Source organism: Cystobacter fuscus (genome assembly GCF_002305875.1).
Classification (GTDB): domain Bacteria; phylum Myxococcota; class Myxococcia; order Myxococcales; family Myxococcaceae; genus Cystobacter; species Cystobacter fuscus_A.
Genome location: NZ_CP022098.1, coordinates 4142333 through 4165069 on the forward strand (window position 1 = coordinate 4142333; position 22737 = coordinate 4165069).

The following is a 22737-nucleotide window of genomic DNA, read 5'->3' on the forward strand; positions in this document are numbered from 1 at the left end:
GGCTCTCGAGGGGAGTGCTCGATTCGGTGACGTGGTGTTCACACAAGGGTTGCAGGACTTCACTCGCGGAACGTGAGCCCTCGGGCCTCCGTGGCCGCGCTCAGAGCACCGAGGCCGGCGGCTCATACAGCTTGAAGAAGGAGATGGAGAGCGAGAGGGAAAGGGAGCGGACCTTGTGAAACCAGCCCGCGGGAAGGAAGAGCAGCTCGCCCGGCTCCAGCGTGCACTCGAGTCCCCGGGCCTGCTCGAACAACGGGTACCGCAGCGGGTCTGGGTGATCCGGATCCACCTTCGCTCCATCCAGCAGCTTGGAGTTGCTCCAGGTGTAGAGGAAGCATGACTGCTCGGGCGGAAAGAGGATCAACTGCTTGCTCCCGACCACCTGCGCCAGCGCGTTGTCCACGAGGTCCCGGTGGAGTGGCGTGATCGTCCCCGCTGGCCCCAGCCACATGTTGGGCCGGCCGCACGTCTCTGGGACGAAGAAGGGTGGGTACTGGATGGCGCTCAGCAATCCATCCGGTACGGCGTTGTTGCCCAGGTACGGAGGCGGCGCATCACCGACCAGGGGAGACTGGATCATGTCCAGATACTCGGCCAGGGAGAGCTGCGCGTAGGTGTGATGAGACGTGAATGCCGCCGCCACGTAGTCTCCGATCCTGGGGACGACCCGCAGCGCGCCGAACCGGGCCTTGAGCTGCTCGGGCGAGAGGGCCCTCACATCCCAGGTCCTCACCACGTCCAGGAGAATCACGGGACGGCAAGCCCGGGCATACTCGCGCAGGAAGACCTCTAGCGGAGGCATGTCACGCCGCTCGATCCGCTCGAGGGGCGCGCTTCTGGCCGAGATCTCCTCGATTCGTTGTCGGTCGGGGAACCAGTCCGCCGAGGCCCGAGAGGACAGCATCCTCGCCAGGCCGAGCCCCAGCCCCAGGTTGCCCTCGAGCTTCAGCCGACCGCTGGCATAGAGCTGCGTCACATTGCCGGACAGGACTTCCTGATAGTCCGTTGTCGCCAGGGTGATCCGAAGGTGGGGCCGGGCATGCCGACCTCGTTTGACCTCGAAGGCCCCCTCGCTCGTGATGAGGTGGAATCCGAAGGCGTGCTCGTCCATGAACTCGAACTGGATGATGCCTTCCAGATCTCGTGCATAGGAACGCAGCAGCCTGGCGTTCATCGAATGGATGATCTCGTCCGCGGTCCGATGCTCTCTGGATGATTTCAATGCTTGCTCCTCTCATGATGACAGCCAATACCGGGTGTTCACTCGGGGGGCTCATCCCTCCCGGCGGTCAGGGCGCGGCGCGACGCACGGTCTCGAGCGCGCTGACGCCCGCGAACGCCGCCTGGGCTCCGTGGGTGTTGGTGGTGGCCACGACGAGGGCGCGGGTTCTGGCGTCATACAAGAGGACCACCGAGTACCCGGGACGCGTCCCCAGATGGCCTTCCACGTCGAGCCCCTGGACGTGGAAGAGATGGAGGCCCAGGCCCTGTGCGTGCTCGATGCCGCCGGTCCGCTCCGGGTTGCCGCGCACGGCGTACGTGCGCATTGCCTCCAGGGTGGCCGGGTGCTTGAACAGCGAGCCGCTGAACAGGGCGCGTCCGAACACGGCGAGTTCCTCGGCCGTGGAGTTCATGCCGCCCGCGGCCCATCCGATGGAGGGGTGCCACGCGTGGCGGAGGTCCTCCCATCCGTCCGTGCTCCGCATCCAGGCGCCAGCGAGTCCTTCCATCCGGGTGAGCGGGCCCGTCCGAGATAGCCCCAGGGGCTGGAGGATGCGTCGTGAGAGTTCCTCCTCCCACGTTCGTCCGGTGAGCGCCTCGATGAGGAGTCCGAGCACGATGCTATTGGTGTTCGAGTAGTGCCCGGGGGGAACGGGCGGCTCGTGCATGGCCAGCTCCACGAGTGCGCGGGGAGCCCACGGCGTGTCGAATCCGCCCCGCTCCGTCAGCCGGGGGAGATGGTCGGGCAGGCCGCTGGTGTGGGCGAGGAGCGCCCTGACGGTGATGGCCTCTCCTCTCTGGAGCCACGGCAGCCAGGTGTCCACCGTGCTGTCGAGTGACACCCTGTCCTCCTCGACGAGCTGCAGGATGAGGACGGCGGTGAACGACTTGGTCAGGCTGCCGATCCCGATGCGGGTCGTCGGGGTGTAGGGCGTGCCCGAGGGATCCGAGGTGCCTTCGGCCACCTGGATGCGGCGGCCGCCTTCGAACTCGACGAGCAGCGCCATGCCCATCATCCGTTGCTCCCGGAGGGTGTCGTGGACGAGTTCCTCGAGGCGGGCCGACAGATGCTGCTCCTGTTTCCGGTTCGCGATGAATCTGCGGAGCGACGACATGAAGTCCTGTGCCACCCGCTCGATGGTGGCCCGCTCGTGCAGGTGCTGGCTGTAGCTCCACGTCAGCTCCAACCGCCGCCCGAAGACGAGCCCGTTCACCTCCAGCAGGTGCGGGCGTGTCCCCCGCGTGCTTCGCATCGGGCCCGTCTCTTCCCGGGTCGGGCGGAAGATTGGCTCCTTCGCGAGGGGTGTGTCGAACTGTCCCAGATAGTTGAACACCACCTCGGCCCGGGGCAGCGCCGTCATCCGCCGCACCACCTCGTCATCGCCCGAGTAGCGCAGCAGCCCGTAACCCAGTCCCTTCATGGGCACCCGCCTCAGCCGCTCCTTCACCGCGCGCAGCCCCTCCCCGGCGCCAGTTTGCCTTCCGGTCTCCAGCACCACCGGATACAGCGCCGTGAACCACCCGACCGTCCTCGACAGGTCCACCTCCTCGAAGAGCGCCTCGCGTCCGTGTCCCTCCAGCTCCACCCGCACACGCGTCTGTCCCGTCCACCGTCCCAGGGCCTCCGCCAGCGCGGCCAGGAGCACCTCGTCCAGCCGCACCCCGTACGCCCCGGGCACCTCCTGCAGCAGCGTCCGCGTCTCCTCCTCCTCCAACCCCACCATCACCCGGTCCTCGGACGCCACCGTGTTGGCGCCTCCGGCCTTGTCCACGGGCAGACCGGCCACGGGCTCTCGTCCCTGCTCCTCCCAGTACCCGAGCTGTGCTTGCACCTCTGGCGTCTTCGCGTACGCCTCCAGTCGCTCCGCCCACGCCTTGAAGGACGTCGTCTTCGCGCCCGGTGCCGCCTCCTCGCCCCGCTCGAGCTGCGCGTAGACCTTCTCCAGATCCTCGAGCAGCGTCCGCCATGAGACTCCATCTACTCCCAGGTGGTGGATGACCAGCAGCAGCCTTCCCGTCCTCCCGTGCCCCCGGAGGAAGAGCACCGCCTTCAGCAGGTGGCCCTCGGCCAGCTCGAAGCCGCCCTGCGCTTCCTCCGCCACCTTCGCCATGGCCTCCTCCTGCGCGTCGGGCCCGAGCCCGGAGTGGTCCATGGTCCGCAGAGGGCTCTTTTCGGTGGGCGCGGCGTTCTCCTGTCTCCAGGCCGCCCTGTCCCTCGTGAAGCGCAATCGCAGCGCATCGTGGTGCTCCACCAGCACCCGCAGCGCCTTCTCCAGGAGTTCGGGCTTCAGCTCTTCGCGCACTTCCAGCATCACCGCCTGGTTGAAGTGATGGGCCTGGGGCTCCCAGCTTTCCAGGAACCACCTCTGGATGGGCGTCAGTGGTAGTTCGCCGCCCACCCGTCCCTGCTCTCCCACCTCGCGCGCCCGCGTCACCAGTGGGACCAACTCGGCGATGGTGGGCTTCTGGAGGATCTGCTCTGGCTTCAGGCTCAGCCCCATGTCCTGGAGCCGGGCGAGCACCATGATGGCGGAGATGGAGTTGCCGCCCAGCGAGAAGAAGTTGTCGTGGATGCCCACATGCTCGATGGCGAGCACCTCCTTCCAGATGGTGGTGAGCGAGTGGTGGAGGTCCGTGAGGGAGTCGTCGGGGACGTGCGGCTCGGGCGCGGGGAGATGGGCACCGGCCTGGAGGGATGTCTGTGGTTGGAGGAGGGCGGCCTCGAGGGTGATGGGCTCGCACAGTTGCTCGACGTGACGCTCGGGATGGGCGACGGCGTCCTCGAGCAGCCGGAGGAAGTGCTCGGCCATGAGCGAGACCGTGTCCGCCGAGAAGAGGTCGGTGCTGTACTCCAGTTTCCCCGTGAAGCCCTCTCGCGTCTCGGTGAGATCCAGGAGCAGCTCGAACTTGGCTGTCTGGCTGGAGGACTCCAGGGGGCGCAGGCGGAGTTCCGAGAGCGCCAACTCGGGAAGTGGCGCGTTCTGCAGGGAGAACATGACCTGGAAGAGGGGAGAGCGGCCGGGGTCCCGAGAGGGATTGAGGGACTCGACGAGCTTGTCGAAGGGGACATCCTGGTGTGCGTAGGCGGCGAGAGTGGACTCACGCACGAGGGAGAGCAGGTGGAGGAAGGAGGAGGAGGGGGAGAAGCGGGAGCGCAGGACGAGGGTGTTGGCGAAGAAGCCGATGAGGCCTTCGAGGGAGGGGTGGTTGCGGTGGGCGATGGGGAAGCCGACGCACAGGTCGTACTGGCCGCAGTAGCGGGAGAGCAGGACCTGGAAGGCGGCGAGCAGGGCCATGAAGGGGGTGACGCCCTGGGTGTGGCAGAGGGAGAGGAGGGATTGGGAGAGAGGGGCGGGGAGGAGGACGGGGACGGAGGCGCCGCGGGAGGAGAGGAGGGAGGGACGGGGGAAGTCGGTGGGGAGGGAGAGGGAAGGGGGAGCGTCGGCGAGGTGGGAGCGCCACCAGGAGAGGAGGGAGAGGAGGGCCTCGCCCTGGAGGAAGGAGCGCTGCCAGGAGGCGAAGTCGGCGTACTGGAGGGGCAGCTCGGCTAGGGGAGGAGGAGCACCCTGGCGGAAGGCCTGGTAGAGGGCGGACAGCTCACGCAGGAGCACGCCCAGGGACCAGCCGTCGGAGACGATGTGGTGCAGGGTGAGCAGCAGGACGTGGACGTCGTGCTCCAGGTGCAGCAGGGCGGCCCTGAGCAGAGGACCCTCGGAGAGGAGGAAGGGGCGCAGGGCGTAGTCGGAGGAGAGGTGGCGGACTGTGGCTGGGCGCTCGGAAGGAGCGAGCGCGCTCAGGTCCAGGTGCTGGAGCTGGAAGGAGGAGTGGGGAGAGACGAGCTGCACGGGCCCGTGGGAGTCGAGGCGGAAGGTGGTGCGCAGGGATTCGTGGCGCTGCACCAGGTGCAGGAAGCTGAGCTCGAGGGCGGCCACGTCGAGGGGCCCCTCCATGCGCAGCGCCGCGGGGAGGTTGTAGCGGGCACTGCCGGGCTCCATCTGCTCCAGGAACCACAGCCTCTGCTGCGCGAATGACAACGGCAGTCCGCCGGAGGGTGGCCGTGGTATCGGACGTGGGCCCTGGCGCGCCCGCGGCGAGCCGAGGGTGGCCTCCACCCGGTGGGCGAGGGCCTCGAGCGTGGGTGCCTCGAAGAACGCTCGTACGGGCAGCTCGACCTGGAGGGTGTCGAGGATGCGGGAGACGGCCTGGGTGACCAGCAGCGAGTGGCCACCGAGTTCGAAGAAGTTGTCCTGGACGCCGACCGCGTCCACCTTCAGCAGCTCGCGCCATACCTGGGCGAGGGCCATCTCCAGTCCAGTCCTGGGAGGGATGAACTCCCGCCGGGCCAGGTGGTGGCTCTCCGGAGGCGGGAGCGCCTTGCGGTCGATCTTGCCATTGGGCGTGAGTGGCAGGGCCTCGAGCAGGACGAAGGCCGAGGGAACCATGTAGCCGGGCAGCGTCTGCTCGAGGCGGCGGCGCAGCGTGTTGGCGTCGAGGTGTGTTCCCGGTGCCGCGACGGCGTAGGCGACGAGGCGCTTGTCACCGGGAACGTCCTCGCGGGCGAGCACCGCGACCTGGAGCACCTCGGGCTGGGACAGGAGGATGGACTCGATCTCCCCCAGCTCGATGCGGAAGCCGCGGACCTTCACCTGCTGGTCGATGCGTCCGAGGTACTCGAGGCTCCCATCCGGTAGGAAGCGGGCGAGATCGCCAGTCTTGTAGAGGCGTGCACCGGGCTGGCCGCTGAAAGGATCCGGGATGAAGCGCTCGGCGGTGAGCTCGGGGCGGTTGAAGTAGCCGCGGGCGAGGCCCGAGCCGGAGAGGTGGAGTTCGCCGGGAACACCGAGGGGAACGGGCTGGAGCCGTGAATCGAGCAGGTAGACCCGGGTGCCGGGGAGGGGGCGGCCGATGGTGGGCTCGGAGGAGCCATCCCGAGGGACGAGCGAGAATGTGGAGTAGGTGGTGTCCTCGGTGGGCCCGTAGAGATTGAAGACGTGCTGGACGGAGGGAAGGGTGTAGAGGGCGCGAGCCAGGGCTCCCGGGAGGGGCTCGCCGGCGAGGTTGATGGTGCGCACGGAGGAGGGAATGCCGCGGGTGCGCGCCAGCTCCGCGATGGCGGATGGGACGGTGTTGACGAGCGTCACCTCGTGAGCGGCGGGGAGCGAGGGAAGCGCGAGGGCGTTGTCGGCGAGCAGCACGGTGCCGCCACGGCTCAGGGGGGCGAAGAGCTCGAAGACGGAGAGGTCGAAGCAGATGGAGGTGGCGGCGAGGACACCGGAGAGCTGCTCCGCCGTGAAACAGTCGAGCGCCCAGCGGATGAGGACGACGGCGCTGTGGTGCTCGATGGCGACGCCCTTGGGCCTGCCGGTGGAGCCGGAGGTGTAGAGGATATAGGCGAGGTGGGACGGACCCGTGGAGGTGCTCGGGTTGTCGCTGGGCTCGCGGGAGATGCGCTCCCCGTCGGAGTCGATGCAGACGATCCCGGCGCTGGAAGCGGGCAGGAGATGGCGAAGGGACTCCTGGGTGAGCAGGAGGGGCGCGCGAGCGTCCTCGAGGGCGTAGGTGAGGCGCTCGATGGGGTAGGACGGATCCAGCGGGAGCCAGGCGGCACCGGCCTTGAGGATGGCGAGCAGGCCCACCACCAGGTCGGCGGTGCGCGGGAGGCAGATGCCGATGGGGACGTCCGGCCCGGCCCCGCGGGCGCGCAGGTAGTGGGCGAGCTGATTGGCGCGGCGGTTGAGTTCCCCGTAGCCGAGCCGGGTGGTGCCAGCGACGAGCGCGGTGGCCTCGGGGCCGCGAGCCACCTGAGCCTCGAAGAGGTGGTGGAGGCAGTGGGAGGTGACGAGAGGCGGTGTGCCGCTCAGCTCCTCTAGCAGCAGGTGCCGCTCGTCCGAGGTCAGGAGTGGCACGTCCGCGAGGTGCTGCTCCGGGTGGGCGACGAGGCCCTCCAGCAGGATCAGGTAATGCGAGGCCATCCGGGAGGCAGTGGCGGGTGTGAAGAGGTCTGTATTGAATTGAAGCTGGCCCGAGAAGCCCGTGGGCTTCGCCTCGAGGGCGAGCGACAGCTCGAAGAGGCTGGTTTGTGTCTCCACTTCGAGCTGGTGCAGGAGCAGGTGGGCCCCGTCCAGGTCAGGCTGGTGTGCGTCCCGCAGGGAGAACATGACCTGGAAGAGGGGAGAGCGGCCGGGGTCCCGAGGGGGGTTGAGGGACTCGACGAGCTTGTCGAAGGGGACATCCTGGTGTGCGTAGGCGGCGAGAGTGGACTCACGCACGAGGGAGAGAAGGTGGAGGAAGGAGGAGGAGGGGGAGAAGCGGGAGCGCAGGACGAGGGTGTTGGCGAAGAAGCCGATGAGGCCTTCGAGGGAGGGGTGGTTGCGGTGGGCGATGGGGAAGCCGACGCACAGGTCGTACTGGCCGCAGTAGCGGGAGAGCAGGACCTGGAAGGCGGCGAGCAGGGCCATGAAGGGGGTGACGCCCTGGGTGAGGCAGAGGGAGAGGAGGGATTGGGAGAGAGGGGCGGGGAGGAGGACGGGGACGGAGGCGCCGCGGGAGGAGAGGAGGGAGGGACGGGGAAGTCGGTGGGGAGGGAGAGGGAAGGGGGTGCGTCGGCGAGGTAGGAGCGCCACCAGGAGAGGAGGGAGAGGAGGGCCTCGCCCTGGAGGAAGGAGCGCTGCCAGGAGGCGAAGTCGGCGTACTGGAGGGGCAGCTCGGCTAGGGGAGGAGGAGCACCCTGGCGGAAGGCCTGGTAGAGGGCGGACAGCTCACGCAGGAGCACGCCCAGGGACCAGCCGTCGGAGACGATGTGGTGCAGGGTGAGCAGCAGGACGTGGACGTCGTGCTCCAGGCGCAGCAGGGCGGCCCTGAGCAGAGGACCCTCGGAGAGGAGGAAGGGGCGCAGGGCGAAGTCGGAGGAGAGGCGGCGGACTGTGGCTGGGCGCTCGGAAGGAGCGAGCGCGCTCAGGTCCAGGTGCTGGAGCTGGAAGGAGGAGTGGGGAGAGACGAGCTGCACGGGCCCGTGGGAGTCGAGGCGGAAGGTGGTGCGCAGGGATTCGTGGCGCTGCACCAGGTGCAGGAAGCTGAGCTCGAGGGCGGCCACGTCTAGGGGCCCCTCCATGCGCAGCGCCGCGGGGAGGTTGTAGCGGGCACTGCCGGGCTCCATCTGCTCCAGGAACCACAGCCTCTGCTGCGCGAATGACAACGGCAGCGGACCGTTTCGGGGCAGACGCTGGAGCTGGGGCCCGGGCTGTCCGGCCGCCACGGTACGCTGGGCGAGGATCTGCCGTGCCAGCTCCGTGAGGCTGGGGCCTCTCAGCAGGAGCTCCATGGAGATGGGGACGCCCAGCTTCTTCTCGAACATATGGGCCAGCTCCACCGCGGCCAGCGAGTCCAGGCCGTAGCTGGTGATGGGCCGAGATGGATCCACCGAGGCCACGGGAACCCGGAACCGCTCGGCGACACACGCCACCAACCAGGCCTGGAGCTCCTCAACCGTTCCTTGCCCCACGGGCTCCACCGTGTCCCGGATGACCGGTGCCGGCTCGGGGGCGGGCGGGGCCTGCTCTTCGCGCCGGGCCGTCTCGCACCACTGCAGCACGATGCGCAGCTCTCCCTCGCTGAACGCGTCCCGGGTCGCCCTTCGCTGGATCTTCCCACTGGAGGTCTTCGGGATGCTGCCCGGCTCGATCAGCGCCAGGGCATGGAGCTGCACCTCATGCACCTCGGCCAGACGCTGGCGGATGGCCGCCGCCGCTGCCTCACCGGCCTCGAGCTGTTGACGCAGATCTCCGGCCCGGCGCACGTCGATCTCCTGGACGAGCACGAGCCGCTCTTCCCCCTCCACCTCGAGCGAGAACGCCGCCGTGCAGCCCGGCCGCAGCGTCGGGTGGCTCTGCTCCGCCGTCTGCTCCAGGTCCTGCGGGTAGTGGTTGCGCCCGCGGATGATGACGACGTCCTTCTGTCGGCCGGTGACGAAGAGCTCCCCGTCCTTCAGGAAGCCCAGGTCTCCCGTCCGGAGATAGACGTGCTCGCCCCCATCCGAGGGCCTCGCCTGGAAGATCCGCCGGGTCTCCTCGGGCTTGCGCCAGTAGCCCCGTGCGACGCTCGGGCCGCTGATCCAGATCTCCCCCACCCGGCCCGCGGGGCAGCGTGCCAGGGACTCCGGATCCACGATGAGGATCTCCTGCTCCCGCGGTGTTCGGCCACACCCGACCAGCAACCGTGAGTCCGGCTGTCCGGAGCGGGCTTCCTCCACCTGGTTGCGCTCCAGGGCCGCCGCGCTCGACACGAACAGGATGGGAGGGTCGGACACCTCGCCGCCGGAGACCAGGAGGGTCGCCTCGGCCAGCCCGTAGCAGGGATAGAACGCCTCCCGGCGGAAGCCGCTGGGCGCGAAGGCGCGGGTGAACCGGTCGAGTGTTTCCGGCCGGATCGGCTCGGCCCCCGAGAAGGCCAACTCCCAGTGGCTCAAGTCCAGGAGCTGGCGTTGCTCATCGGTCACCTTGCGGACGCAGAGATCGAAGGCGAAGTTGGGGCCGCCGCCGACGGTGGCCCTGGCGCGGGAGAGGGCTTCCAGCCACCGGAAGGGATTCTTGAGGAAGCTCAGTGGCGACATGAGCGTCGTCCTCATGCCCGTGTAGAGGGTCGAGAGGATGCCACCGATGAGCCCCATGTCGTGGTACGGCGGCAGCCAGAGGACGCTGGAGCTGTCGGGCCGTAGCCGGAAGGCATGGGAGATCAGCCCGAGGTTGTGCATCAGGTTGCCGTGGGTGAGCATGACTCCCTTGGGCATTCCCGTGGAGCCGGAGGTGTACTGGAGGAAGGCGAGCGTTTCTGGCTCCACGTGGGGCCGGCGCCAGGTGTCCGCGGCGCTCGCGGGCAGCCCGTCGGTGGCCACCCAGCGCAGGGCCCCGAGGTCCGGCGCCTGCTCGAAGAGGCTCTCGCCCACCGACTGGATGAACGAGGTGGTGAGCACCACCGAGGCCTGTGCGTCCTGGATCACCGCTCGGAGCCGGGGCAGTGTGCGCTCCAGGCGCAGGGGATCCGGCGGATAGGCGGGCACCGCGATCAGGCCGGCATAGAGGCAGCCGAAGAACCCCGCGATGTACTCGAGCCCGGGGGGATACAGCAGGAGGACCCGCTCACCGGGAGCGGCGAGCACCTGGAGCGAAGCGGCGATCATCCGCGCGCGCCGGTCCAGCTCCCCGTAGGTCACGGTGCTCTCCTCGCCCTCCGTGTCCTCCAGGAAGGTGAACAGGTGCTGGGATGGACTCCGGGACGCGTGCTCCTCGAGGAGCTCGACCAGAGTGGAGGACTGTTGCGTGGGGGAGGTAGGAGCCATGAGGAATACCAGTCCTGGTGGATGCGGCCTGGGGCCACACCGCGGAGGCCAGCCAGGAAACGAGTCAGGGAATGACAGTCATGGGATGCCGTGAGGGATGGACAGCGTGAACCAATTCCCGCGAGCCATCCACACGGGTGAACCCCATACGGGTTTATATGTATAGAGATTGCTCGTGGGGGCGCACCGCGGGACGGAAGTTCCGCGGTGATTCGAAGAACCTCTCGACGAGGTCGATCAACAGCTCGGCGTTCTCGTGGAGGCAGTAGTGGGTGGCACCCCGGAGTTGCACGGAGTGGGCAGCCGGGAGCCGCTCCGCCACCAGTCTGGACAGCTCGGGCGAGACGATCTGATCCAACTCCCCGCTGATGAGCAGGGCCGGGGCCGTCACCTTCCCGAGCAGCGAGGTGATGTCGCGGGACGCCTCCGCGAGCACCTGGAGGCTGTAGTTCCGGATGCTCCGGACATCGTTGAATGGCTCGGCGATGGCCTGCCGGAGTTCCCGGCTGGGGGTGGCCAGGACGTTCCCGGGTCCGCCCTGGGGTGTGCCCGGGGGCGGTGTCTGCTCATGAGCGAGCATGGACACCATGGAGGTCCTGACCAGAGAGGCCATCTCCGGCCGCTGGCTCGCCAGTTGGCACATGCGCCGGAGCGTCTTCTGGAATGCTGTCTCCAGCCGCTCCAGTCCCGGGATGGGCGAGTAGGAGCCCGTGACCAACACCATCGCGGAGGCGTCGGTTCCCCGGCTCAGCAACTCGAGCCCGAGCCTGGCTCCACTGCACCAGGCGATGAGTCGGCATTCGCGCACCCGTTCCTGCTCCAGGATGCGCTCGAGCACGGCCACCTGCTCCACCACGCCGCGAGGGCTCCAGTAGATGACGCGATGGCTCTTCAGGAAGTGCGCGAGGAACCGGCCCCAGACGGTGAGGCCCTGGCTCGCGGCATTGATGCAGACGAGCACCGGGCCGCTCCCCGCCGTCTGGTACTCGATGGGCCCGCCGTCCCCGGAGTCGAGCGTGCGCCGCTCCAGCGTCTCGAGTGCTCGCGCGGTCTCGTGGTGTGATTCCTGCCTCGACGCCACCCACTGCGAATGGAGCAACTCCCCCCCTTCTTTGTCCGCCGCCATCCAGGCGCCAGGAGCGGCCAGACGGGCGCGGGTGCTGTCGAAGTGTCTGGGCTGCTTCAGGTAGGGCTCGAAGGCCGCGGTGCGGGCACGCAACAGGGTCTCGATCGGATCGAGCGCCACGCCTTCGCCTGCCCATTCGAGCTTCAACCCTGTCACCGATCCGAGGAACTGGCCGAGTTGATCCAGCGAGCACCCCTCCGGGCTCACGAGGTGGAAGAAGCCATCCACCAGGGCCGGGTCGCGCGAGAGCTGGCACATCCACTCCAGAGCCTGCTTCACCCCGAGGACGTCCGGGCCGACCCCTGGAGCGGCCACGAGCCGGAGGGAGCGCTGCTGGAGGTAGCCGGGCGACTTGGCGTCGAGGAGTTCCTTGAAGCGCAAGAGCGCCGCGAGGAAACCCTGGAGCCCACCTGGGGCGTGGCGGGTGAGCGGGACACCGAGTGGAATCGAGGGACGGAAGATCCGACAGGGAATGCCTGCCTCCCGGCACCACGCCACCACCTCCCGCTCCGCGGCACGCTCGGCGTCCTCGTCGGGAGTGTTCGCCGGGTACCCCGCGTCGAAGGGCTCCTCCCGGATCGTCCCGGGCTTGCTTCCGGCCACGTGGAGGGTGCTGACATGGTTGAAGGCGCCCACCGGCTGCCCACGCAGCGGGACGAGGAACCGGTGCGGCGAGGCCGGTGGGATGCCGTCACAGGCCAGGGTGAGGCCTTGCGTGGGTCCAAGGCTCCAGACCTCGTCGAACCGCTCCTGTCCGAGGGAGAGACCCTCGAGCGAGCGCAGGCCCTGGGAGAAGGTCCCGGGTAGGGGCATCCGGGCACCGAGCGCGGACCCCGCCCACAGGGAGCGCAGCCGCTGCTCGAGTGCGTCCTTCGTCGTGCCCGGTGCATCCGGGGCCCAGCAGACGACGGTGTCCCGGCTCGTGGCAAGCAACCACGCGGCCAGCAGCCCACCGAGGGGCTTGTCGACGTCCGCTACCAGAATCGTTCTCGGCATGAGTTGTCTCGGGGGCCGCCCGCGAGGGGAACCGCTCCGGGGGAATTGATGAATCTTTATGGGAAGGTCATGAAACCCTATCAATCCATTTCGTGGTTCGTCAATGCGAGGGTCGGACTCGGGTTTTCATGTATAGGGTAATCATGTATTGAAAAGCCACGGTCGCCAGCGTATCGGTAACGGGTCCCAATCCAGCGGGGTTTTTTGTCATTGGCTGAGCTCATGAAATTGGTGGAGTGTCTGGGTGATCATCCAGCGGCGCGGATCACCACGTGGGGCCGGATGGGGTTGGTGAGCCATTCCTTCGCTCAATTCCAGCAGGACGTGCGGGAGAAGGTGAGCGAGCTGCGCTGCCGCGGGCTCGACGAGTCCATGCGTGTCGGCGTGCTCGCGGCCAACACCTACGAGTGGCTCGTCCTGGATCTCGCGCTGGTGTCGCTCCGCTGCGAGATCGTCACCCTCACGGCCGCCCAGCTCGAGGGAGACCTCGAGCGGTTCGCGGCGGAGCAGGAACTCGCCGCGCTGTTCGTGCTGGAGAGCGGCCCGCCTGTCTCCCGCTTCGCTCACCTGGGGTGGGTCGTGGCCGCGGATGCTCGCGAGCCAATCCTCCCGCGGGCCGGTGGTGCGTCGCGAGCCGGGCCGGAGTGGACTACTCCCTTCCGCGTCTTCTCCTCGGGGAGCACCGGGACGCCCCGGTGTATCTCCGTGCCCCGCTCCGGCCTCGAACAGGTGGTCGACGAGCTGCGGGACACGTATGCCTTCGACTCCTCCGACACCGTGCTGCTGTTCCTGCCGGTGTCCAACCTCCAGCAGCGCTTCCTCGTCTACTCGGCGCTCTGGTACGGCATCTCGTTCGTCCTCGTCGAGCCGCTACACCTGCTGCCCGCGCTGAAGCGGACGAGCCCCACCGTCCTCCTCGCGCCACCTCTGTTTTTCGAGACCATCGCCCGGAGGGTGACGCGATCCGCGCCGCTCCGGTGGTTGATGCGCATGATGGCCCGGCTCCGGCCCGGGAGCCTCTTGGCCGGACCACGCCGGAGGGTGCTCGCACCGCTCCGGCGGAGAGTGCTCGCGGAGCTGGGCGGGCGGATGCGGTTGATGATCACCGGCATGGCGCCCGTCGCCCGGACGACGCTGGAGGTGTACGAGGCCCTCGAGCTGCCGCTGTTCGAGGCGTATGGGATGACGGAGTGTGGGATCATCGCCTGTAACACACCCCAGGCCACGCGCTCCGGCAGTGTCGGGCGGCCGGCGCCCGGCGTCCGGCTCGAGCTCGCCCCCGACGGGGAGATCATCGTTCACAGAGAGGTTCCACTCACCGCGGGCTATGTGGGCCTCGGGTCCGAGGCCAACGCGGAGACGTACCTGGGAGGCGGCCGGATCGCCACGGGCGATCTGGGTCGCTTCGACGGTGATGGCTTCCTCCACCTGCTGGGCCGCAAGAAGAACGTCATCGTGCTCGGAGATGGTCGGAAGCTCCACCCGGAGTTGATCGAACGGGAGCTGATGGGCCTGCCGTTGATCCACCAGGTCGCGCTCCTGCCCGACGGCAACCTGGGGCTGGCCTGCGTCGTCCATCTCTCGGGGCCGGGAAGGGATGGCGAGGAGACGGTACGTGGGGAGTTGACGCGGCTCGTCCGGGAGTTGGCGGGCCAGGAGCTGACGCGTGTCGTGTTCACGGGGGAGCCATTCACTCCTGGCAATGGCCTGCTCACCCAGAACCTCAAGCTCAACCGGTGGGCGCTCCGGGAACTGTTGTCATCGTGGGGGAGGACCCCCGCTCGAAGAGAGGAGGACGCACACCATGTCAGTGTCAGCCGAGGATGAGGAGTTGCTCGCCGTCATCGAGGAGGCCTTGCCTCCGGACAGGACCCGGCGCGTCCGTCCCGAGACGGCGCTCCGCCAACTGGGAATCGACTCGTTGAATCTGGTGATCATCGTGGGCCGCTTCCTCGAGCGCTACCCGGTGCCGGTGGAGCCACTGCAGGAGCGGCTCGGCTCGGTCCGGACAGTCGGTGAGTTGCTGGAACTCGGCCGGATGGCCCGGTCGGAGTGGCGTCGCGAGATGGGTCATGCTTGAGCCGGCCGTGGTTTCGCCTGGAGTGGTGGATGCGCATTGTCATGCGGCCTCGCGGCGTTTCATTCCTCGCTCCTTCGTGGAGGGAGCCATCCGCAACATCACCGTGATGCACGAGGCACTGGGGGTGCCGGTCCAGCCCGGGCGCCTGGTGGACCGTGCCCTGGAGGCACTGGGAGACCATGGCTGTGACGAGCTGGTGCGCCAGATGGACGAGGCGGGCGTCGACTGGAGTGTCCTCCTGCTCCCGGACTTCACGTACCGCCTGAAGGACTGCGAGCTGACCATCGAGGAGATGTTCGTCGAGCACCGGCGCATCCTCGAGCGGCACCCGGGCCGCTTCCAGGTCCTGGCGGGAGTGGATCCCCGATGGGGACGCGACGGACTGGCGCTGTTCGAGCGCGGGCTGAAGGAGTACGGTTTCCGGGGTCTCAAGCTCTATCCCCCGTGCGGCTACCGGGCCGATGACCATCTCCTGTACCCCTTCTATGAACTCTGCGCGGCCTGGAACGTCCCGGTGCTCCTGCACATGGGGCCGACCTCGTCCAACCTGGACTTCGAGCCCGCGCGCCCTGGCTGTGTCGATGAGCCCGCGCGCCTGTTTCCCAAGGTGAACTTCATCCTCGCCCACGCGGCGACGGCCCATGTCGACGAATGCGCCATGCTCTGTGCCTTCCGGCCCAACGTCTACGCGGACGTGAGCGGGTTCCAGGAGGGGGCTCGGAGCGAGGGGCGGGGGTTGAGCCACCTGCTCCGGAGCGCGCCGGCCCACAAGCTGCTCTTCGGAACGGACTGGCCCGTCTTCCAGGAGGATGCGCGCCAGGCCGAGCACCTCGAGTCCTTCCTGGAGGTGGCGCGCGAGGTTCTCGCGGGGCCTCGGTTACGGCTCGTGCTGCGGGAGAACGCGTCCCGTCTGTTCCGGGGCCGCTGAGCGGGCGGCTTGGGGAGGGCTCCGGCGAACTCCATACAGGCTTTCCTGTATAGGGCGCGCTGGTATGTACGGATGGCCTCCCGGAAAGTACAAACAATTGTGTGGAATGGGGCCGCCAGGCATTCCATTTTCTGTCAAGAACAAATGCTTGCGAGTCATTGGGGCTCGTGCACGACCCGGTCCCGGGGAGCGCTCATGAATTCACAGTATGTGCTGGATTTGTTGATCGACCTGGCGTTGATCGCCGGTTTCGGGGTGCAGCACTCCATCGTCGCCATGGTGCGCCTCAAGGCCATCATCCAGAGGCTGACGGGGATTGATCCCATCTCCTGGCGTGGGGTGCAGTCCCTCATCAACGTTTCGTACTTGCTGATGGCGTGCGTCCTCTGGCGCGAGGTGCCCATCATCATCTGGGATCTGCAAGGGGTCTGGTATTGGGTGGCGGGGGGGACGCTGGTGGCCTCCTGGGCCTGGTACTTCCAGATCCACCTCTTCGAGTACGACTGTGGCATGGCGTTCGGTTCGTCGGCGGTGCTGGCGCGCATGCACAACGCGAAGCCGCCGCCGATGGAGATGTGGAAGGTGGGCACGCGGCGTTGGCTGCGCTTCCCCGTGCACACCGCCTTCTTCCCGATGTTCTTCGCGTTTCCGAGGATGACGGTGAGCCTGTTGCTGCTGGCCATGGCGGCGAACGTGGCCAACATCATCGGCACCGTCCTCTACGACAGGCGGATGGTGTTCCTCGTCAAGGATGTCTACCGCGAGTACCAGAAGGTCACCGGCCTGCTGCTGCCTCCGCTGCTGCGCGCCCCGGGCGGTGCGAAGCACATGCACTTCCCCGAGCCCTGGCACTGGTCCCGTGTGTCCCACAACGTCCCGGGCCTGCTGCTGGGCCTGCTGGTGGGCACGCTCTTCTGGAAGCTCCTGGGCCCCATCGGCCTCGTCACGGAGGAACTCGTCCGGGCGTGGTTCGGCGCTTTCTTCGTCGCGGTGACTGGCGGGGCCGTGGTGGGCGTGACGCATGCGTCGCGCGGCGCCGTGCTGGAACTCACGTATCAGCGGCTGCTCACGATGCTCGCCACCAACACGGCCCTGATGAGCGCGGTGTCGCTCCTCACGTGGACGGGGCTGTGCTTCGCCACCCACGGGAGTCTGCCCATGCTCTTCATCTTCTTCCCCATGTGGATGACCATGCTGTGGCTGGGTCACTTCGTGGCGTCGACCGTCTTCTTCGGGCTGCGGCCCGCGCTCGTCCCGGGCCATGCCACCGGCATCGTATCCGCCTAGGCCATCCCCTGAGCATCCGGAGCCACGCCATGCCCTCCTTTTCGGCACTCGCCCGTCCCTTCAACGTCAAACCCACCCTCCTCCCGCTCTCGCGCGGCTACCGCGGCGCCTGCTGGGCACCGCCCTTCGCGCTGGACGCCTCGCATAAGCAGGCCATCTACGGCGCGCTCCGCGAGGTCTCCACGCTCGCCTTCGGCGCCGACATGGCGCCCTACTGGCGCGACCGCTCCCTCGACGGTTACCTGGACAAGCTCACCCGCTTCTATTTCATCCACGGCGCGGATGACCGGATCGTCGGCTGGACGGGCTACCACCGGCTGACGCTGGCCGGGCAGACGTGCCTGTACCTGGACTCGACGGGGGTGCTCCCCGAGTTGCAGAACACCGGCATCATGACGGGGCTTTTCAGTCAGTTCCTCCTGGCGGAACTGCTGCGCGCGGGACCGCGGGATCTCTACGTCGCCATGCGCACGGAGAACCCCGTCGTCTATCAGTCCTTCTACAAGGTGGCGGGAGAGCGCAACACCTTTCCCAGCCTCTCCATGCCGGTGCCGGACAAGGTCCAGGAGATGGGCCGCCAGCTCGCCGCGTGGCTCAAGCAGGGCGACAAGCTGGAGGCGCCGTCGCTGCGGGTGAAGGGCGCGTACGACAACCTGGACGCGCTCTACGGCGAGCTGCCCACCTGCGACGACGACAACATCAACCGCTACTTCCGCCAACACCTGCGGCCCGTGGACGCCTTCCTCGTGCTGGCCCGGTTGTCCCTGCCGGGCATCCTGTTCTTCCTCACCACCAGGAAGCTGGGCAGGGCGCTGCGTGGGAGTCGCGCGCGGGCCGAGCGCAAGGCCGCTCGAGCAACCGGCTCTCACCTCTGGAATGCACGCCCATGATCCTCGATGACGTCGAACGCAGTTTCTGGGCGACGGACGGGTGCGGGAACATCCCCGAACTGGGGCTGAACCTGTCCGCGCTCAAGCAATACCTTCCGCGGGGCTGGCATCACCTCGTCCACCTGGCCCGGCTCGCCAACACCCTCCGCTCACTGCAGCGCAACGACGGCTCGATGGCGGACCAGGACCTGGCACGGCGGCTCTACGAGCAGTCCGCGCTCGCCCTGGAGTCGGCGGCCAGCGGCTGCCCGGACGAGGATATCGCGGAGCTGATGCGTCTGCGGGCCGTGGGGTTGCGGCGCCATGACACCCGTGAGGCCGCCACGGCCCTGGCCCGCGCGGCGAACGACCGGCTGGTGGTGCTGTGCGGACCGCTCGTCACCTGGCCCGGCAAGAGCGGTGCCTATCTTCACTCCACCTGTGTCGCCCTGGAGGACGAGCGGCTCACGCGGCGCGTCCGTGCGCTCGAGGCGGAGCTGGGCGCGCTGCGCGGCTACTACGAGAAGCTCCTCGGTTTGCAGGGGCTGGAGCTGGCGGAGATCCCCTCCTTCACCGTCAGCGAGCTGGTGCTCTGTGGCGGCGAGGCCAATGGCTTTCCCAAGCACTTCACCTACTTCCTCCCCGAGGACGAGGGGCACCGCAAGCTCAAGCCGCGCAAGACGCTCATCTTCCACAACATCTACCTGGAGCGCACCCGCTGCCTGAGCCTGCCGCTGCTCCGGCGACTGTGTCCGGAGCTGCCGGTGAAGGACGAGGACGTCTGCGACTCGATGGTGGCACTCACCTGGTTTCGTGGGCACGATGTGGGGCACTACTGGCGCCACCGCGATGCCGCCTTCGGCAGGCTGAAGGAACTCGGCACGGCCCGTTCCTACGCGCTCCAGGAGGCGCTCTGCGACGTGCTCGGCTACCTGGCGCTGCACGGGCCGTGGCGGCAGGAGGCACGGCAGGCCGCGCCCACGGGCTTCTACCTCGCGGAGATGCTCCGCTTCCTCGGTCGCGGCGACCAGACCATCCACCCGGACTTCGAGGCCGCGCACCTGGTGCTCTCCTACCTGGTGAAGAAGGACTTCGTCTCCCTGGACGCGGAGCGCGGCGAGCTGCGCGTCACCCTGGAGCGCTTCCAGGAGGGCGTGACGGAGGTGGCCGGGCAACTCATGCGCGCCGTGCTCGGCGGTGACGTGGACGAGGCGCGCCACCTGCTCGCGGAGCACGGGCTGGCGGCGGATTCCCGCCACAGCCACCTGGAGCCGGTCATCCGCCGGGCCGCGAGCATGGGCAATGACATCCGCTACACCTACGAGGGCTGACAAGATGGGCAATGACAATCTGGAAGGCAAGCGTGTGGTGCTCACGGGCGGAGCCAGTGGCATCGGCCGGGTGACGGCCGAGGCGTTCCTCCGCGCGGGGAGCCGGGTGGCCATCATCGACCGTGACGAGGAGGCCCTGTGGCGGGTGTTGGAGGAACTGGGGCCTGGCGTGTCTGGCTTCGCCGCGGACGTGTCGGAGCCGGCCTCGCTCCGGGAGGCTTTCGTCGGCGTGGACCGGGTGCTGGGGAGCGTGGACGTGCTCGTCGCCAACGCCGGTATCAGTGTGCGGCGTCCTTTCCTGGAGTGCTCCCCGGAGGAGTGGCGGCGGGTCATCTCCGTCAACCTGGACGGCGTCTTCTTCTGCGCGCGCGAGGCGGCCATACGGATGATGGCGGGAGCGGGGGGCGTCCTTCTGCTGATGGGCTCCACCAACGGGCTCGTGGGTTACCCCTATTACGCCTCGTACAACGCCTCGAAGGCGGGCGTCATCGAGCTGGCGCGCTCGCTCGCCATCGAGCTGGCCCCGAAGGTGCGGGTGAACGCCATCTGCCCCGGCTACGTGATGACGCCGATGCAGGAGCGCGAGTACACGCCCGCGATGCTGGAGCAGGTGAACGCGAAGATTCCCCTTCGCCGCCACGCGCGTCCCGAGGAAATCTCCGAACTCTTCCTCTTCCTCGCCTCGGACCGGGCCCGCTACATCCACGGGCAGGCGCTCGTCATCGACGGAGGCGAGCTGGCGGGCGGGCTGGCCAGCTCGGGGGTGAGCAGCGAGGGACGGACATGAGTGGCCTGGGCACTGTCTGGGCCGCCCGGTCTCAATCCTTGTCAATGTCTGTCGAAGTGCCCGGCCACTGGATTCCCGGTGGGCCGGTCTGATGTCGGATCATCCCTATCATCTCGTAGGAATCAACATGATGAGCGAACACCGAGTGGACACCGGGTCCGAACCCTCTCGCACTCCCGGAGCGCGGGAATTCATCCAGCAGCTCGAGCGGGAGGTGGGCGGGCACAGGGCAATCCATCATCCCTATCTGCGGGCGCTCGCGAGTGGCGAGTTGCCGGATCCGGTGGGCGCGCTACGGGATTACGCGCACCAGTACTACGCCTACAGCATCAACTTCCAAAGGTATCTGACGGCCACCATCTCGCAGCTCGACAGCTCGGAGCACCGGCGCGCATTGCTGGCCAACCTGCTGGAGGAGGCGCACGGGGTGAGCCCGGACGAGGCGGAGTTGATGCGCCGCCACGGCATCGAGCTGGAGTGGGTGGAGAACGTGCCCCATCCGGTGCTCTACCGGCGCTACCTCGAGGCGCTGCGCATGGACGAGGCCTGGCTGCGGGCGCACCCCTTCTGCGACGAGGCCGTGCAATGGAGCCAGCTCTTCCTCCAGTGTTGCAGCTCGTTGGGGGCGCCCGTCGCGGTGGGGGCGATGGGCCTTGGCACGGAGCTGGTTGTCCGCCGCGTGTACACGCCCATCCTGGAGGCCATCAAGACATACATGGATGTGTCACCCAGGGACAGGGTGTTCTTCGATCTGCACCAGAAGATCGACGATGAGCACGGAGAGGTGTTGCTGCGCATCGCGGAGGAGCTGGCGGAAGACCCCACGAAGCGCGCGCTGCTGCGCACGGGCGCGTTGATGGCGCTCAACCTGCGGGCGGGCTTCTACGACAGCCTGCTGTGCCGCGCCCGGGAGATGCCGTGCGTCACCCGGAGCGGCTCGTCGGGTTTCGTGGACACCACGCGCAACCGGGACTCGCTGGAGCCGCGGCCGGTGGAGCACGCGCTGGAGACGCTCATCCACCGGCAGGTGGGACGCGAGGGTGTAGCGGAGGAGTTCAGTCGCTCGCGGGGGCACCCGGTGTACGAGGTGTCGCTGCCCTCACGCGCGGTGAGCTTCAGCGTCGGAGAGCTGGCGCCCGGCCATGCGACGTCCAACCACCGCCACGCCTACGAGTCTCTCATCTACGTGCTGGAGGGCTCGGGCTGGTCCATCATCGAGGGCCAGCGCGTGGAGTGGCGCGCGGGCGATGCGCTCTATGTCCCGCCCTGGAACTGGCACCAGCACGTCGCCGGCGGGGAGAAGGCGCTCTACCTCACGGGGACGAACCTGCCCCTGCTGCACCAGCTCGGCCAGACGGTGCTTCGTCAGGAGCAGGGGCCGGCCAATCACTGACGGGTGGTTGCTTCCACGGCTCATGTGAGTTCACGGCTCGTGGGTGGCGCTCGTGGCCGCCCACGAGCCGTGGGTATTTCCCATCATGCACATGCCTCCGGTGTCGCCGAGGGGACCCGGGGCATCCCTTTCCATTCGTCCGGGTTGAAATTATGGGCCTCGTCAAGGGTTCCCTCCTGCAGCACACGAAACACTTCGTGCATGAGCGGTTCGGTCAAGACGCCTGGAGGATGCAGGTGGAGGCGTTGCCGGCGGTGGGCCGTACCGGCGTGCTGCGGCCGGTGCCCGCGTGCTGGTACGATCTGGGCCTCTTCCGGTTGCTGCTCCGAGCGCTGTGCGAATACACCGGCTGCGGGAGTGGCTTCGTCATGGGAGAGCTGGGCCGCTTCACGGTGGAGCGGGAGCTGTTGGGAGAGCAGCGGTGGGGGCTCCACCTGGCGAGGCCGTCCTTCGCGGTGCGCAACCTGGACCTGTGCTGGCGGCGCATGTTCGACGTGGGCCGGTGGGACTCGCAGCACGAGGATGGAGCGCTCGAGTTGCGGCTGACGGAGTGGGAGGGGGCGCCAGCGCTATGTGATTGGATTGGCGGCTATGTCCGCCGGACGCTCGAGCTGTTCGGTTGGCAGGTGGAGGGGTTGGAGCACTCGGACGGGCTCTCGCACGACGCCGCCACCTGTGCCTTCCGGGCCGAGGGGCACCAGCGTCCCGAGGTCGCCCGGGTGCACAAACTCGCCTCCCGGGCCGAGGTGCTCCAGGCGGCGCGCGTGCTCGCGCACTGCTCGCGCGCGGAGGTGCTGGCGCGCTTCGTGGTGGAGCTGAGCCGGGTGCAGCTCGGTTGTAGTGGCGCGCAGCTCTGGGTGACGGGGGATGAGGGGGAGGGAATGCGGCTGCTGTACTCGGCCGGGGAGTGGGGACGGGACGGCCAGCGCAGCTGCTTCCTGCTGGAGACGAGCGGGCGCAAGGTGGGGCGCATCGAGGTGTGGCATGTGCAGAAGCAGCTCGAGGAGTCCTCGGCCACCCTGCTGGACGAGCTGATGCCGTTCATTGCCGAGAGACTGGTGGGCCTGCTGGAGTCACGCCATTCGCAGTTGGCCGTGCTGCGCAACGAGGACGATGCCTTCCGCCAGCGGTTGCAGGCGGCCCGGCACCTGTGGGGGCTCACCGCGCGTCAGGCGGATGTCGTCGCGCTGGCGGTGCAGGGACAGACGAACAAGGAGATCGCCGGGGCGCTCGGCTGCCAGAAGAGCACCGTGGAATTGCACATGTCTCACATCCTCAAGAAGTGTGGGGCGGACAATCGGAGCATGCTCGCGGCCAGCTTCTGGACGTTGTGCTGAGCACCGGGGAGCAGGGAGTTTTCCGAGGAGGGGCGGAGCCTCCGATGG

12 protein-coding genes and 1 pseudogene are annotated in these 22737 nt (G+C 68.1%); 9 read left to right on the forward strand and 4 right to left on the reverse strand.

Annotated elements, in window-relative coordinates:
* Positions 1-100: 100 nt before the first annotated feature.
* From CYFUS_RS17085 to CYFUS_RS17095, 4 genes and pseudogenes are all read right to left on the reverse strand, one after another.
* Entirely contained in the window at positions 101-1222 is a 1122-nt protein-coding gene (locus CYFUS_RS17085; RefSeq protein ID WP_232537613.1) for a cupin-like domain-containing protein, read from the reverse strand.
* A gap of 67 nt (positions 1223-1289) precedes the next feature.
* Positions 1290-7844, reverse strand: a complete 6555-nt coding sequence (locus tag CYFUS_RS53935) for a non-ribosomal peptide synthetase (RefSeq protein ID WP_269770245.1) — start codon at positions 7842-7844, stop codon at positions 1290-1292.
* Positions 7844-10555, reverse strand: a pseudogene (locus CYFUS_RS53940) (AMP-binding protein); the annotation flags it as partial. The pseudogene CYFUS_RS53940 and the gene CYFUS_RS53935, both read right to left, overlap by 1 nt.
* A 154-nt stretch (positions 10556-10709) precedes the next feature.
* Complete coding sequence (locus CYFUS_RS17095; protein WP_095986195.1) at positions 10710-12677, reverse strand: serine aminopeptidase domain-containing protein; 1968 nt, start codon at positions 12675-12677, stop codon at positions 10710-10712.
* Between the two features lie 222 nt (positions 12678-12899).
* Here CYFUS_RS17095 and CYFUS_RS17100 point away from each other — a divergent pair, with 222 nt between their 5' ends.
* From CYFUS_RS17100 to CYFUS_RS17140, 9 genes are all read left to right on the forward strand, one after another.
* Entirely contained in the window at positions 12900-14504 is a 1605-nt protein-coding gene (locus CYFUS_RS17100) for an AMP-binding protein (RefSeq protein ID WP_232537614.1), read from the forward strand.
* A complete protein-coding gene (locus tag CYFUS_RS17105; protein WP_095986196.1) occupies positions 14482-14757 on the forward strand; it encodes an acyl carrier protein in 276 nt (91 codons plus the stop codon). The genes CYFUS_RS17100 and CYFUS_RS17105 overlap by 23 nt, the downstream gene beginning before the upstream one ends.
* Positions 14750-15685: an amidohydrolase family protein gene (locus CYFUS_RS17110; protein WP_095986197.1), complete on the forward strand. Its 936-nt coding sequence runs from the start codon at positions 14750-14752 to the stop codon at positions 15683-15685. Before CYFUS_RS17105 ends, CYFUS_RS17110 begins: the two co-directional genes overlap by 8 nt.
* Before the next feature lie 195 nt (positions 15686-15880).
* Positions 15881-16972, forward strand: coding sequence for a hypothetical protein (locus tag CYFUS_RS17115; RefSeq protein WP_095986198.1), 1092 nt, complete (start codon positions 15881-15883; stop codon positions 16970-16972).
* A gap of 29 nt (positions 16973-17001) precedes the next feature.
* The gene (locus tag CYFUS_RS17120) at positions 17002-17862 is read left to right on the forward strand and encodes a GNAT family N-acetyltransferase (protein ID WP_232537615.1); all 861 of its coding nucleotides are present in this window, start codon (positions 17002-17004) and stop codon (positions 17860-17862) included.
* A complete protein-coding gene (locus tag CYFUS_RS17125) occupies positions 17859-19172 on the forward strand; it encodes a hypothetical protein (RefSeq protein WP_095986199.1) in 1314 nt (437 codons plus the stop codon). Before CYFUS_RS17120 ends, CYFUS_RS17125 begins: the two co-directional genes overlap by 4 nt.
* Positions 19173-19176: 4 nt before the next feature.
* Entirely contained in the window at positions 19177-19959 is a 783-nt protein-coding gene (locus tag CYFUS_RS17130) for an SDR family NAD(P)-dependent oxidoreductase (protein WP_095986200.1), read from the forward strand.
* A 127-nt stretch (positions 19960-20086) separates the two neighbouring features.
* The gene (locus CYFUS_RS17135) at positions 20087-21352 is read left to right on the forward strand and encodes an iron-containing redox enzyme family protein (RefSeq protein ID WP_095986201.1); all 1266 of its coding nucleotides are present in this window, start codon (positions 20087-20089) and stop codon (positions 21350-21352) included.
* A 197-nt stretch (positions 21353-21549) separates the two neighbouring features.
* On the forward strand, positions 21550-22689 hold the full coding sequence (locus tag CYFUS_RS17140; RefSeq protein ID WP_232537616.1) for a response regulator transcription factor: 1140 nt from the start codon (positions 21550-21552) through the stop codon (positions 22687-22689).
* Positions 22690-22737 lie beyond the last annotated feature (48 nt).

What these genes read in the sequence shown, in the direction of transcription:
- CYFUS_RS17095 (WP_095986195.1), bottom strand. Translation starts at nt 12,677, where the DNA reads ATGCCGAGAACGATTCTGGTAGCGGACGTCGACAAGCCCCTCGGTGGG.
- CYFUS_RS17100 (WP_232537614.1), top strand. Translation starts at nt 12,900, where the DNA reads ATGAAATTGGTGGAGTGTCTGGGTGATCATCCAGCGGCGCGGATCACC.
- CYFUS_RS17105 (WP_095986196.1), top strand. Translation starts at nt 14,482, where the DNA reads ATGTCAGTGTCAGCCGAGGATGAGGAGTTGCTCGCCGTCATCGAGGAG.
- CYFUS_RS17110 (WP_095986197.1), top strand. Translation starts at nt 14,750, where the DNA reads ATGCTTGAGCCGGCCGTGGTTTCGCCTGGAGTGGTGGATGCGCATTGT.
- CYFUS_RS17115 (WP_095986198.1), top strand. Translation starts at nt 15,881, where the DNA reads ATGAATTCACAGTATGTGCTGGATTTGTTGATCGACCTGGCGTTGATC.
- CYFUS_RS17120 (WP_232537615.1), top strand. Translation starts at nt 17,002, where the DNA reads ATGCCCTCCTTTTCGGCACTCGCCCGTCCCTTCAACGTCAAACCCACC.
- CYFUS_RS17125 (WP_095986199.1), top strand. Translation starts at nt 17,859, where the DNA reads ATGATCCTCGATGACGTCGAACGCAGTTTCTGGGCGACGGACGGGTGC.
- CYFUS_RS17130 (WP_095986200.1), top strand. Translation starts at nt 19,177, where the DNA reads ATGGGCAATGACAATCTGGAAGGCAAGCGTGTGGTGCTCACGGGCGGA.
- CYFUS_RS17135 (WP_095986201.1), top strand. Translation starts at nt 20,087, where the DNA reads ATGATGAGCGAACACCGAGTGGACACCGGGTCCGAACCCTCTCGCACT.